Source organism: Bradyrhizobium sp. 160 (genome assembly GCF_023073735.1).
In the GTDB taxonomy this organism is placed as follows: domain Bacteria; phylum Pseudomonadota; class Alphaproteobacteria; order Rhizobiales; family Xanthobacteraceae; genus Bradyrhizobium.
On sequence record NZ_JADPKD010000067.1, the window covers coordinates 79,547 to 92,115 of the forward strand.

Consider the following 12,569-nt stretch of genomic DNA (forward strand, 5'->3'; position numbering starts at 1 on the left):
GTATCCAGGCGCAGAGCCTCGAGAAATCACCGGCTTCACGAGCAAAGCCGATATTGATGGCTGGCTGAATGGAGAGCGTCGGATTGCCTGGCTCCGATCACAAGGCTACGCGAAGTAACTTGATGGCGCCTTCCTCAACGATCATGCCCGTGGCAGGATGCTGGCGCGCGTCGAATATCCAGCTAGTCAGCGTCGCGGTCATGCCGAGCGCGACCTTGTCGTCGGCCTCAGGCAGCGAGAATTTCGCAAGATAAGTGCGCGTGGCCGGATCGGCGGTCGGCGCGATCTCGCGCAGCTTCGCGACATACTTCTTGTCCGGCTCCGACCAAAGGGTGACGCTGGCGACGCCCGGCTTGGCACGTCCAACCAGCGTCTCAGGGATCGCGACGACCGCTTCCTTCTCGGCAAAGCGGGCGACACGGATCGAAGCCTGGCCCGCGGCGACCACCTGGCCGGGCTCGATCAGCGTTGCGGTGACGACGCCCCGGGCGTCGGCAACAAGCGTCGCGTAGGAAAGCGAATTCTTGGTCAGCTCGACCGAGCGCTCGGCCCGGTTCAGACGCGCCCTCGCCTCGTCGGCGGTGGCACGGCTCGAATCCGTCTCGGCATCGGTGGTCCACCCCTTGGCCTTCAGATCCTTGGCGCGCTGCTCGGCGGCGGCAGCCTGGGCCAGCACGCCGGTCGCAGCGGTCAGCTCGGCGACGGATTCTTCGGCCTGCAGCTTCAGATCGACCTCGTCGATGGTGGCGAGCGGCTGGCCGATTTCGACGGTCTGCCCGACCTCAACGAGGCGTTTTGCAACCTTGCCGGCAACGCGAAAGCCGAGGTCACTCTCGATCCGGGGCCTGATGGTGCCGAGGAAGCTACGCTCCGGCGTCTCGGCATCATAATGCGCGGTTGCGACCAGAACCGGCCGCGGTGGCTCGGCCTTCTCAGCGACGATGTCATTGCACCCGGCCAGCGAAGCCGCCATCAGGGCCAGCGACACGCCTGCCAACAGCCTGGAATAGGGAGCGGCCTCGATAAGCCGGTGACTCATATCAGCATCCATCTCTTCTGCGTACCCTAACCGACTGGCCAACTAACTAACTCTATGGCTAATCTTTGCCGCGTTTGTCCGACGGTATAAGCCGCACTTCGAAAAGCTGACGAGCGACTGAAAAGAAACGCGCGCGGAGTCATGCGCAATCAAGATCCTGGGCCCCGCGCGTACACGCCAAGAGCCAGCAGGGAAAACGCGCTCATCACGACGCCCAGCGCCAACATTGCTTCATGTGACACTGCGGCAGCAAGCCATACGCCGATCGCGGCGATCATCATCTGCAAGAAACCCAGCAGCGCCGAGGCGGCGCCGGCCTTCTCCCCGAATGGAGAAAGCGCCCGCGCAGTGGCCAGTGGAATGACAACACCCGCGCCGAGAAGAAAAACGCACATCGCACCCAGAAAAGGCAGGAAAGTCGCGCTGATTATCGAGATGAGCAGGATCGCAAGGTTGCTGGCGGCCGTCGCGCACAAACCGGCCCGGATCGGGCCATCGAGCCCGTAGCGTGGTGCCAATCTTGTTGCAAGCATACCCCCGGCGGACACGATGAAGACGGTGCCGACGAAAAAGAGGCCTAGCTGGATCGGCGTGAAGTGCAGCGCTTCGATGAATAGGCGCGGTGCCGCCGAAAACATTGAGAACATGCACCCTATGATGAGGCTCGAGGTGGTCGCGGGGATAGCGAAGCGACCGTCGCCAATCAGGCCGGCATAGGTCCTGCCGATGGCAACTGGGTTGAGCGGGGTGCGGATCGAATTGTGGGTTTCGCCGAGAACGATGCCGTAGGCAACGGCGCTGACGGCAGCAAAGGCCGCGACCAGCGCGAATTCTGCGCGCCAGCCCAGACTCTGGTCGAGTGCGCCGCCAAGCAGTGGCGAGAACCCGGCAGCAGCGGACATCACGATCATGATGAGCGCCATCGCGCGTGCCAGCGCTGCGCCGCTGAATATGTCGCGGGCGATGGCGCGAGACAGCACTGCCGTCGCGCAAGCACCTGTTGCCTGCACGACGCGGCCGACAAGGAGATTAGGCAGGTCGGTTGCCAGACCGCACCAGACGCTGCCCGCGAAGAACACGGCAAATCCGATCAGGACCGGCCAACGTCTTCCGTAGCGATCCGAAAGCGGTCCGACCAGGAGCTGGCCCAATCCGAACACCGCAAGATAGACGGTGATGGCGGACGTGACCGCCGCACTCGTGACATTCAATGAGATCGCAATGTGCGGCAGAGACGGCAGCAAGATGTTGGTCGCCAGCGTTCCCATCGCGGTTAGGACGGAAAGGACGGCGATGGGCAGGGGGCTGGAGGTGGGAATGTCCCGCGGCGCGGTGTTGATCAGGTCAGCCATGGGACCCTTCGCGTGTTAGGTTGATAGGTAGATCAAGGATTACGGTGACAGTGCACTTAACTGTCGTTGTGACTATCGTTCGACCCGTGAAGCGGGTGGCTGATCGATTGAGTGCACTGTCACCCGCCCCCTCGGGCAGCTCGGCGCTGCTGGCGTCGGCCACCCGGAACAGGACCGGCGTATCCTGTGGCGCAAGCGCGCGCGCTCGGGCGATCAGCGGTTCGGATATGTCCACGCCCAGCAGTTGGCCTCCCGCGCCGAAGCGGGCGGCCAGAGCGAGACTCGACGCGCCCGCGCCGCAGCCGACGTCCAGCACGCGCTCGTCCGTCGCGGGCGCCGAACACCGCCAGCCTGGCGTCGAGCCGGGCCTGGTGGGCTGGCCAGCGCTCCGCGCTTTGGCCATTCCAGTTGGTGACCTGATCCGCATTTCGCTCTGCCATGCCATATCCTTGTTCTGATACGTTCTTAACCAAGCGATCCGATGCCAAAGCGCGCATCGTCTCCAGCGATCCCGTCTCCACCAGCGAAAAGGCGCCAGACCTGCGTGTGATCGTCTCATGCGTTGAGATCGGTGCCGCCTGGCGCCGGACTTCGAAGGACAACCGCGCCCGCGGCAACCGGAGAAGGGAATCTGTGCTCCGATGGCGGCATCACACGAATGATCCGCGTTAACTCACGATTGGTCCCGCCGCAGCTTCATCCAAACCGGCACGAGCTTGGATAGCGAGGCTTCGTTCTGCAGCCTGCGAGTCGAAGTATTCCTCAATCGAATAAACCTTGCCCCATCGCAACTTGAAGACGTGGACGCCCCTGTTCACATACGAGCTTTGGCCGTCAAGTAGCCTCGCGTTGGCCCGCCACTTGACGAACACTGTGGTATTCCATGGCCAACCCGTCACCTCGACCTGCTCAATATCTATGTGAAGCTTCGGGAAAACACGGCCCATGCGCTCGAACCACTGCTTCACCGATCGCTTTCCATGTCGCTCACCCCCCAACGCATGATCTCCGGCAACCCAGTGATACGCGTTTGGTGTTAGGCCCTTTGCAGCATCATCCCAACGCTGGTTGTTGACATGATCGAAGCTCCTGCGGATCTCCTTTTTGACAATTAGACTGTAGACCATTGATGCACCCTGTTGTTGGATAGCCGACGGCTCTGCAAGACGGATGGATACTTTCCAGATACTGAAAGCTGCTCCGGGTAACGACGCGATCTGTTGGGAAAGCTGGCTGACGGGCGACCACGCAGACGGCAGCGGCGCAATAGTCAGAGCCGTCGGCCAACCTCGGCCTTGTGGCGGCGGTAGTCGTCGCCGAACTTCGCTTCGAGATAGCGCTCCTCGCGGGCGATCACCTGCGTCTGGATCGCGATCAGCACCAATGGGAGCAAGGCGAAGGCGATCGGCCGGTCGAAGCCAATCGCAAGGCCGGCATAGATAAGCGCCATTCCTAGATACATGGGATTGCGGGTCCACCGATAAGGACCGGTCGTTGCGATGAGGGTCGTTGGCTGCGACGGCGGGACGTTTGTGCCCAGCCGCCGGAACAGCCCCGCCGCAAAAGCCGGGGACGGCGACCTTTTGGAACAGGTGCGGGCTGGCTACGACCGATGACGGATATGCCGGAAGTTTCGCGAGGAACTCGGGATCAGTGAAGGCGGCGCGGACCGTCTCGGTGGATTCCCACACCACATAGTTCAGGTAAGTCGGGCTATCGCCGATCGCTCGGTGCAGTTGCATGGAAATGAAGCCCGGTTGCTTCGTTATGATCTCGGCAGCCGCCTTGAAAGCGTCCAGGAAGCCCGCTTCGTCGGCGGAATCGAGTGTGAAGAAGTTGATGAGCACGACAGGCGCGGCCGCGATACCGAGTACGGAAATTTCTCGTCTAGAGGTTTGAATGGTTTTATGGCGGCCAGCGATGGCGCCGGAGACACTTTCGGCCCGGGCATTGACCAGCTTGATCGTGGGATAGCGCGCCAGCTGCTGCCGCGCCTCGGCCAGGATGTCCAGCGGTGGTTTGTGATCGTGGCCGAGCAGGCCATGCGAGTGGCCGGCGAAGCGGATGCGTGGCAGGCCGGTATCGAGAACGGTGACCTTGCGGCGGGCACGGCCGAGCTGCAGGGCGCCGGCGAGACCGGCAAAGCTGCCGCCAATGATGATGACGTCATCCATGGGGATAAGCTCCGTGTTGGGGATGGAGGGGGACGCGTTAGGCTTGGCGGTGGCCTGAGCGCGCGCGAGGCCGATGGTGGAAAGCGCAGCCAACTTCAGTAGGGCTCGTCGTTGCATGGAAGTCACCGTGGGCTTGCACATTTCAGATACTCCATGGTATCGTAATGCAAGAATTAGGATACTGTCAAGGACTGTAATTGTCGTGCCCGAAAATATCCAGCGCCGGCGCGGCCGGCCCGCCAACGAGGCGCTTGGCCAAACGATCCTCGATGCCGCGAGCGAACTCTTTGTGGAATTGGGTTTTCAAGCGACGACCTTGGACAAGCTCACCCAGCGGGCGAAGATATCCAAGCTCAGCATCTACAGGCATTTCGAGAACAAGGAGGCGCTGTTCAGCGCGGCCATCGCGGCCGGCTGCCATCAATTGTTTGCACCACAGATCCTTCTTGAAGGCGTCGACGGTTCGGCCGAAGACCAGCTCATGGCGGTGGGATCATCCCTGCTTCGCACGCTGTTGAAGCCGGAGGTCCGCAATGTCGAAGCCATGATCATGGCCGACACGACAAATCAAAAGTCGTTAAGCAAGCTCCATTACGAAGCCCGCCCCGCCCATATCACCGCCCAAATCGAGGCCCTGTTGCGTCAGTTGCACGTAAAGGCGGTTCTGAACGTGCCCGATCCTCGCCGGTCCGCCCACTTTTTTGCCGCGCTTTTCAAAGGATCCGATCTCCTGATGATCGCACGCTTCGATCAGGCGAGAGCAGAGGACGACAACGAAATCGAATCCTATTGCCGGTCGGCCGTCGCCATGTTCATCGCTGCGCACCGTGGCAACGACCAATTGGCGGACATTCGCGTGGCCCAAGGTCAAAAGACAAAATTTGAATCGTGCGTGACCGATGTGGTCAACCGCGACCGGTTTGAAAATCATGGAGGCTGAAGAGCTTTCGATTGGTAGCAAGATCGCGGAAAAATACGCCGTTGAACTATCGGTTGCGATACCCGTCCGCACGATGATCCCCGCGCGCCGACCCGCTCGGGAAAATGGCTCCGCAAAATAATGTGTATGTGTGTGTGTCGCCGGCACACTCGGTCTGTCTTGATGCGCGGGACCGGTTTTCGGCATCGCACCGCCAAGCTGAACAGCCACCGGCTCGAGACGAAGCTTACGGAGGACGACGAGTAGGCGAGGAAGGGCCGGCCGCTCGGACTTGTACTCCGGGCAGGCCTCGCCCGGTCCGGAGAAGATCGAGGCCGGTGGCGTGGTGCGCGGCACCGGCAGCCGACGCTCGATCGAGCCCGCGGGACGCGAGCCGCCTCATTTCGCGTCGTACCGCTCGGCAAGCAGCAGCCGACGCCGTGTGAAGGGGTCTGCTTTCTCGGCAATGACCCGAACCCGCCGTGCGAGACTTGGTAGAATTCGAGCTCCATGACGCACCCCCGCAACATCACTGCGGCCCAGCGCTGTGACACTGCGGAAATAGTCATGGATCGCGGGCGTGTTCTTCAAGGTGCCCACTGCGAAATCCGTCTCGATCGCGCCGGGCGCGACAAGGGTCTCGTGTCAGGGAGCGTCGATTGACCGCAGCTGGAAGGTCGGCGTCTGGCCCTTCTTGGAAGGATCCATGAGATAGCCAATTTGGCCTTCCGCTACCCAAAGCTTGTCGCCGACGCGCGCGACGCCTGTTGGCCCAGCGAATTCCTTGATCGTTTCGATTTGGGCCCGATCCCCGACGATCGTGACCTTGGAAAGCGGACCGGCGCCTTCAACCATCACGAATCCGGTCTTGTCTGCCCTAAGACCGTCCGGGAACTTGATTGGGCGTGACGTCTCAAGCTTCGTGACTGCACCAGCGACTCCCGATTTGGATTCGATGCGGAAGAGCTCGCCGCTTTGGAAAGTGTTGACGTACAAAGCTCCATCTGGTCCGAACGCAATCCCATCAAGGCCGCCCTTCAGCTTGTCGTCCTGAACCCAGAGGTCCAGCTCGGAAGATTCCTTCTTCAAGCGGAGGATCTGTGGCTGCAGGGTATTCGTGACGTAGAGCGCGCCGTCCGGCCCAATCGCGAGATCGTTACAGATCGAGGGCCTCGCCGGCAGTTGGGCGCTGATTTTTCCCTCTCGGTTTTGAGGTCAAACCCCTTAACGAACGAGCCTTCGATCGTGTTTGGACCTTTGACGCCGAGTGGGGTGGCATCGTTCGAACATACCCAAAGAAGCCCTGACGTCTCGTCGGCGAGAACGCCGAACGTCGATCGCGTATCGAATGTCCCCGGCTTGATCCAGGCTTCGGCCTCGGAGGCGCCCGGCTTGACGCGCGCGATTCCGCCGTTCGTCAAGCTGCTGGCAAAGAGCGTTCCATCCGTTGTCGCTGCCAGACTTTCCGGGAACGGCGATCCCGATAGGATCACGGTCTGCGATCGGGCCTCACTCGCAACCGAGGCCGCGACTAGGCCTACCACCGCTGCGATGACCAGGTAGGACAGGTTTTGAAACAGGTCTGATTTGTTAGCGCACATGCGTTCCTCCAAGCTGATTATGTGGTCGACGTCACTTCTGAGGGATGTTGAGTCACTCAACCCAAGATTTTCGGCTTGCGTGAAGGGAAGACGGTGGTGCTCGGGCAAGCACCGCAAGTGGGCGATGGAGCTCAACCCATCAAGCGAAATTGATGCTCTTGTTGAGAGGCAATTCGCGTACCCGCTTCCCGGTGAGAGCAAAGATCGCATTGGCGAGAGCCGGGGCCGCCGGCGGGACGGGGGGTTCACCAATTCCTCGAACGTCCCCACCAAGCTCCAATCCTTTGACGATGATTTCGGGTGCCTGATGGAATCTCATGGCCTCGAACAGATGAAAATTGGTCTGGACCGGCGCAAAGTTTTCGTAGGTCAGCTCGCAGTTCATGGCATGGCCCAAGGCCCAGATGATGCCACCCCGCACCTGCGCTTCGAAATTGACGGGGTCTAGAATGCGCCCGACATCGCAAACGGCATAGACCTTGTCGATCTTGATACCTTGCGGCGCGTAGCTCACCTCGACGACTTGAGCCATTGGCACGCCGAAGGACAAAGTCAGTGCCACGCCGCGAGCTCGTCGATCATCGATTCGCGGGCCTTTCCAGGCGGAAATATCACGCAAAGTATGCAGCACCTTCTTGGACGGCTCATGATTGCAGAGACGAATGAGCTCTGTCATCGGATCCGCGCCCGCGGCATTGATCAACTCGTCCAGGAAGGAAGCATGGTGGAAGCCATTGGCGGACGCTCCAACCGATCGCCACGGGCTGACTGGCACCATTTCCTTCGCCTTGTAACCCGTCACGCGAAAGTTCGGTATGGCGAAAGGTTGGTCCCAAATACCGTTGACGCTTGAAACATCGGGGCCGGGAGGAACGGGCGCCTGCAACCGATTGAACCAGGAGGCGCCCATCGATTGTCCAGCCACATCGATGCTCATGCTCTCGACCATGCCATCGCGAACCGTTCCCTTGGCGCGTGAGAGCTGGATCGGGCGCGGATAGTCGTGCCCCATGTTCTCTTCACGGCTCCAGGTCATCTTGACCGGGACGCCTTCCATGGCCATTGCGAGTTCGATCGCCTGCAACGCATAGGTGTCGTCGAGTCGTGCCCCGAAGCTGCCGCCCATCGGTTGGGCGTGCACGTGGATCTTCTCCTCCGGTAGTTTAGTCAGCCTTGCCGCATGCCCCTGGAGGAAGACCGGGATCTGCGTTCCCGTCCAGATGTCGAGCCGCTCTTTCGTGTAGAGTACAACCGCATTCATAGGCTCCAGCGGCGCGTGGGCCAGATATGGAGTCCGATACTCCGCCTCGATCGGTTTGGATGAGCCGGCTAAAGCCTTCTCGACGTCTCCGTCATTGCGAAGCCGGCTGTCCTGCAGGTCTTTGGAGAATGAATTCTCCAGCACCTTCCACATTCCAGCCGAGTCGGCCGGATAGGGAGGATCGTTCCATTCGATCTTGACAGCAGCCGCAGCCTGAAAGGCTCTCCAGGTGTTATCGGCAATGACGCCCACACCGTCCCTGATCGGGACGATCTTTTTGACGCCTCTCATCTTCTCCGCGCCGGAGGCATCATATCGTTTGATTGTGCCTCCCATGCCGGGGTTGGCGCGGACGGTAGCGTACACGACCCGGTCCGGACGAATATCGATCCCATACTGTTGCGTACCGGTAGACTTGGCGACGATATCGATCCGGCGCATCTTCTTGCCGATGTAGCGCCACTCCTGTTCCGGCCGGAGCGTGACATCGGTCACCGGCGCAAGCTGCGCTGCCTCAGCCGCCAGCTCCGCATAAGTGAGGGACTTGCCATCGGGCAAGATGACCTGACCGTCCCTGGTCTTCAGTTGCGATCGGGGCACTCCGGACCTTCGCGCCGCCGCTTCCTTCAAAGTCTCGCGCGCGACGGCGCCGGCCATGCGAAGTTTTTGGTAGCCGTCGGGTACGGTGGACGAACCTCCCGTGATCTGCATGCCGAGAACGCGGCTCAACACTTCGCCGCCTCCCCGCGCCCCACGCGCCATCATGCCATCGTCGATCGTAGAGAACGGCAGGCTATCGTCCATCACCCGGCTGTTGAAATAGGCCGTATCTGGTGGACCGGGATCAATGCGAACCTTGTGTGGATCCACGTCAAGCTCTTCGGCAATCAGATGAGCTTGGATGGAATATGAGCCTTGGCCCTTGTCGGCGCGCGGAGTGATGAGCGTGACGCCCTTTGCGTCGACGCGGACATAAGGTGTGATCGCGGCTTCCCCCGCCTTGAGGCCCTTGAGCAGGGGATTGGGAGGATCCTGGTGCAATCGGTAATAGCCGAAGGCGACGCCACCGGCGATCGCAGCGGAGCCGATCAGGAACGTGCGTCTTGCAATCGTCTTGAGCCGGGCCACGCTATTTCCCCTTCATCATCTGGGCTGCAGTTTTGACGGCGCTGTGGATGCGCGTGTAAGTCCCGCATCGACAAAGATTTCCGTCCATGGCTTCGGCGATTTCGGCGTCCGAGGGATCGGGGGTTTTGGACAGCAGGGCCGCTGCAGTCATCATTTGACCGGACTGACAATAACCGCACTGCGCGACCTGGTGCTCGATCCAGGCCTGCTGAACCACATGCAGGTTTGCCGGAGTCCCCAGGCCCTCGATTGTCCTGATGTTGCCGCGGACCTCGCCAGCGTTGATCGAGCAGGAGCGAACCGCGGCACCGTCGATATGAACGGTGCACGCACCGCAAAGGCCCGCACCGCAACCATACTTCGGTCCCGAGATACCCAGCTCGTCTCGCAGCACCCAAAGGAGCGGCATTTCTGGTTCGACATCCAGATCGTAGCGCTTACTGTTGACGGTCAACTGCATTGCGAATGCTCCTGTAGTTGCGAACAACGACACCTGCCCGCCTGTCGAAGCAGAAGGCCCCGCAGGCGGCAGCTGCGGAATAGTCAGAGCCAGCGCCGAACCTCGGCCTTGTAGCGGCGGTAGTCGTCGCCGAACTTCGCTTCGAGATAGCGCTCCTCGCGCGCGATCACCTGCGTCTGGATCGCGATCAGCACCAACGGGAGCAAGGCGAGAGCGATCGGCCCGTCGAAGCCGATCGCAAGGCCGGCATAGACGAGCGCCATGCCGAGATACATGGGATTGCGGGTCCACCGATAAGGGCCGGTCGTTGCGATGAGGGTCGTTGGCTGCGACGGCGGCACGTTGGTGCCCAGCCGCCGGAACAGCCCCGCCGCCGCAAGCATCATCGCCGCGCCGGCAACGAACAGCAGCGCGCCCGTCCCGGCCAGCAACCGCCAGTCGATGCCGAAAGAGCGCAAGGTGACGAACCGCTCCGCCGCCAGCCCCAACAGCAGCGCGCCCAGATAGACGAAGGGCGGCGGGAAGCGCACACCCGCGCTGTCCGGTTCGACGGCCATGCTCATCTCAACCTATGCGCTCAAGCCAGCATCGACTGCTGGGCGAAGATGCCCGCCATCGCGCCCTGCCATGTTGCCTGGGTGACCGAGGGCAAGAACGGCGCGGTGAGGTCGCCGGCGGCGTAGATGCCGGGCATGCTGGTTTGGCGGCGCTCGTCGACCTTGAGGGCGATGCCGACGGGCGTATCCACCGTGGCGAGGCCCAGTGATTTATGCAGGCTTGCGGACGGCTTGTTGCACGGATGGGCGAACAGGATGTCGACCGCGACAGTGCGACCGGTATCGAGATTGACGGTGGCGATATGACCCTTGTGATGGGCGATCTCGACGATCCGGCCACCGACGACAGGTATGTTGCGGCGCGCCAGATCGGCCCGGATATCAGGCGGAATGTCGTGACCATCGGCGAAGAGCGTCAACCTGTCGGTCCAATCGTGGAACAGCCTGACCTGATTGTGCGACTGCGGGCCGGACCAGACGAGGCCCCAATGCTGGCCGGCGACTTCAAAGCCGTCGCAATAGGGGCAGGGCACGATGGACGTGCCCCAGCCTTCGGCAAAGCCCGGAACATCAGGAATCTGGTCGACGACGCCATAGCTCAAAATCAGGCGCCGCGCCGCAAAGCTTTCGCCATCGGACGTGAGAACCTTGAAATCGTCGATGGCGCCGGAGACGCTTTCGGCCCGGGCACTGACCAGCTTGATCGTGGGATAACGCGCCAGCTGCTGCCGCGCCTCGACCAGGATGTCCAGTGGCGGCTTGTGATCGTGGCCGAGCAGGCCATGCGAGTGGCCGGCGAAGCGGTTGCGCGGCAGGCCGGTATCGAAAACGGTGATCTTGCGGCGGGCACGGCCGAGCTGCAGCGCGCCGGCGAGACCGGCAAAGCTGCCGCCGATGATGATGACGTCATCCATGGTGACGGGCTCCATTTGGAGGACAGGTTGAAACCTGCCCATTGGCTTGCACATTTCAGACACTAGATGGTATCGTAATGCAACAATTAGGATACTGTCAAGTACTGGAATTGTCGTGACCGAAAACAGCCAGGGCCGACGCGGCCGGCCCGCCAACGAGGCGCTTGGCCAAACGATACTCGACGCCGCGCGCGAGCTCTTTGTGGAATTGGGTTTTCAAGCGACGACATTGGACAAGGTCGCCCAGCGGGCGAAGATATCCAAGCTCAGCATCTATCGGCACTTCGAGAATAAGGAGGCGCTGTTCAGCGCGGCCATCGCGGCCGGCTGCCATCAGTTGTTTGCACCACAGGCGCTTCTTGAAGGCGTCGACGGTTCGGTCGAAGATCAGCTCATGGCGGTGGGATCATCACTGCTTCGCACGCTGTTGAGTCCGGACGTTCGCAGTGTCGAAGCCATGGTCATGGCCGACAAGACGAATCAAAACGCGCTGAGCAAGCTCCATTACGAAGCCGGCCCCGCCCATGTCATCGCCCAAATCGAGGCGCTGTTGCGTCAGTTGCACGCGAAGGCGGTTCTGAACGTGCCCGATCCTCTCCGGTCCGCCCGCTTGTTTGCCGCGCTTTTCAAAGGATCCGATCTCCTGATGATCGCACGCTTCGATCAGGCGAGAGCAGAGGACGACAGCGAAATCGAATCCTATTGCCGGTCGGCCGTCGCCATGTTCATCGCCGCGCACGGTGGCAACGACCGCCCTTCGGCATCGGCTTTCGGCCCGTCGGGACGAAGATAGATACGGGCGCTCAGGACGAGGCAGCGCCCGCGCCCGCCGCGCCCGTCGGTACGGCCAGACATGTCCACGATGTCGTAAAGGCCGCCTGCGCCGCCGACCATGGCCAGTCCACTTCCTTCAAAGATGTGCGCCACCTTGATGACCACGGAACGGCCGAGCCTTGTCGTGAGGGTGACGTAGGCATACTTCGCCAACTGTTTCTCTCCAAACGACAAAGAGCTAAAGACCACTGCAATGCTCATTTTTGCAAGCACTGCCGGAGCGCATCGTGATGAAGTTCGATAATCAAGTTCAAAATCATGTGTGCCTGCCGAAGGCACTGGGCCGCCATTGGTGGAGACGGACACTCCGGTGCGTCGCCGTCTTTGAGG

Annotated in this window: 10 protein-coding genes and 6 pseudogenes; 3 read left to right on the forward strand and 13 right to left on the reverse strand. The window is 61.3% G+C overall.

The genetic code is table 11. The features are described 5' to 3' along the window. Window positions 1-187 precede the first annotated feature (187 nt). From IVA98_RS27800 to IVA98_RS27810, 3 genes and pseudogenes are all read right to left on the reverse strand, one after another. A pseudogene (locus IVA98_RS27800) lies at window positions 188-1,039 on the reverse strand (efflux RND transporter periplasmic adaptor subunit); the annotation flags it as partial. 149 nt (window positions 1,040-1,188) lie between these two features. Further along, entirely contained in the window at window positions 1,189-2,391 is a 1,203-nt protein-coding gene (locus tag IVA98_RS27805; RefSeq protein ID WP_247355891.1) for a multidrug effflux MFS transporter, read from the reverse strand. An 88-nt stretch (window positions 2,392-2,479) separates the two neighbouring features. After that, window positions 2,480-2,831, reverse strand: a pseudogene (locus tag IVA98_RS27810) (methyltransferase domain-containing protein); the annotation flags it as partial. On the opposite strand from IVA98_RS27810, the gene IVA98_RS27815 reads away from it, so the two are divergent. Beyond that, window positions 2,830-3,063, forward strand: coding sequence for a DUF736 family protein (locus tag IVA98_RS27815; protein ID WP_247355893.1), 234 nt, complete (start codon window positions 2,830-2,832; stop codon window positions 3,061-3,063). The pseudogene IVA98_RS27810 and the gene IVA98_RS27815 sit on opposite strands and share 2 nt — an antisense overlap. Here IVA98_RS27815 and IVA98_RS27820 read toward each other — a convergent pair. The 4 genes and pseudogenes from IVA98_RS27820 to IVA98_RS27835 form a co-directional block, all read right to left on the reverse strand. After that, window positions 3,060-3,518 (reverse strand): nuclear transport factor 2 family protein, encoded by a 459-nt coding sequence (locus IVA98_RS27820; protein WP_247356091.1) that lies wholly within the window; start codon window positions 3,516-3,518, stop codon window positions 3,060-3,062. The two genes, IVA98_RS27815 and IVA98_RS27820, sit on opposite strands and share 4 nt — an antisense overlap. A gap of 143 nt (window positions 3,519-3,661) precedes the next feature. Beyond that, window positions 3,662-3,952, reverse strand: a pseudogene (locus IVA98_RS27825) (methyltransferase family protein); the annotation flags it as partial. After that, window positions 3,951-4,342: pseudogene (locus IVA98_RS27830) on the reverse strand (antibiotic biosynthesis monooxygenase family protein); the annotation flags it as partial. The pseudogenes IVA98_RS27825 and IVA98_RS27830, both read right to left, overlap by 2 nt. Continuing rightward, a pseudogene (locus IVA98_RS27835) lies at window positions 4,311-4,565 on the reverse strand (FAD-binding protein); the annotation flags it as partial. The pseudogenes IVA98_RS27835 and IVA98_RS27830, both read right to left, overlap by 32 nt. Before the next feature lie 202 nt (window positions 4,566-4,767). Between IVA98_RS27835 and IVA98_RS27840 the strand changes: the two are divergent. Beyond that, complete coding sequence (locus IVA98_RS27840) at window positions 4,768-5,505, forward strand: TetR/AcrR family transcriptional regulator (RefSeq protein ID WP_247355895.1); 738 nt, start codon at window positions 4,768-4,770, stop codon at window positions 5,503-5,505. A gap of 285 nt (window positions 5,506-5,790) precedes the next feature. On the opposite strand, the pseudogene IVA98_RS27845 reads toward IVA98_RS27840, so the two are convergent. The 6 genes and pseudogenes from IVA98_RS27845 to IVA98_RS27870 form a co-directional block, all read right to left on the reverse strand. Then, window positions 5,791-5,996 (reverse strand): annotated as a pseudogene (locus IVA98_RS27845) (hypothetical protein); the annotation flags it as partial. Window positions 5,997-6,129: 133 nt separating this feature from the next. After that, a complete protein-coding gene (locus tag IVA98_RS27850; protein WP_247355896.1) occupies window positions 6,130-6,573 on the reverse strand; it encodes an NHL repeat-containing protein in 444 nt (147 codons plus the stop codon). A 651-nt stretch (window positions 6,574-7,224) separates the two neighbouring features. Further along, window positions 7,225-9,474: a xanthine dehydrogenase family protein molybdopterin-binding subunit gene (locus IVA98_RS27855; protein WP_247355902.1), complete on the reverse strand. Its 2,250-nt coding sequence runs from the start codon at window positions 9,472-9,474 to the stop codon at window positions 7,225-7,227. Window position 9,475: 1 nt separating this feature from the next. Then, window positions 9,476-9,934: a (2Fe-2S)-binding protein gene (locus IVA98_RS27860; protein ID WP_247355903.1), complete on the reverse strand. Its 459-nt coding sequence runs from the start codon at window positions 9,932-9,934 to the stop codon at window positions 9,476-9,478. Between the two features lie 83 nt (window positions 9,935-10,017). Next, the gene (locus tag IVA98_RS27865) at window positions 10,018-10,491 is read right to left on the reverse strand and encodes a methyltransferase family protein (protein WP_247336775.1); all 474 of its coding nucleotides are present in this window, start codon (window positions 10,489-10,491) and stop codon (window positions 10,018-10,020) included. A gap of 20 nt (window positions 10,492-10,511) precedes the next feature. Next, window positions 10,512-11,405: an NAD(P)/FAD-dependent oxidoreductase gene (locus IVA98_RS27870; protein ID WP_247336772.1), complete on the reverse strand. Its 894-nt coding sequence runs from the start codon at window positions 11,403-11,405 to the stop codon at window positions 10,512-10,514. Between the two features lie 115 nt (window positions 11,406-11,520). On the opposite strand from IVA98_RS27870, the gene IVA98_RS27875 reads away from it, so the two are divergent. Continuing rightward, complete coding sequence (locus IVA98_RS27875; protein ID WP_247336769.1) at window positions 11,521-12,198, forward strand: TetR/AcrR family transcriptional regulator; 678 nt, start codon at window positions 11,521-11,523, stop codon at window positions 12,196-12,198. Window positions 12,199-12,569: the final 371 nt, after the last annotated feature.

Bases quoted from the DNA above. Each gene is read 5' to 3' on its own strand.
- IVA98_RS27870 (WP_247336772.1), bottom strand. From the start codon at position 11,405: ATGGATGACGTCATCATCATCGGCGGCAGCTTTGCCGGTCTCGCCGGC.
- IVA98_RS27815 (WP_247355893.1), top strand. From the start codon at position 2,830: ATGCCATATCCTTGTTCTGATACGTTCTTAACCAAGCGATCCGATGCC.
- IVA98_RS27865 (WP_247336775.1), bottom strand. From the start codon at position 10,491: ATGGCCGTCGAACCGGACAGCGCGGGTGTGCGCTTCCCGCCGCCCTTC.
- IVA98_RS27820 (WP_247356091.1), bottom strand. From the start codon at position 3,518: ATGGTCTACAGTCTAATTGTCAAAAAGGAGATCCGCAGGAGCTTCGAT.
- IVA98_RS27805 (WP_247355891.1), bottom strand. From the start codon at position 2,391: ATGGCTGACCTGATCAACACCGCGCCGCGGGACATTCCCACCTCCAGC.
- IVA98_RS27860 (WP_247355903.1), bottom strand. From the start codon at position 9,934: ATGCAGTTGACCGTCAACAGTAAGCGCTACGATCTGGATGTCGAACCA.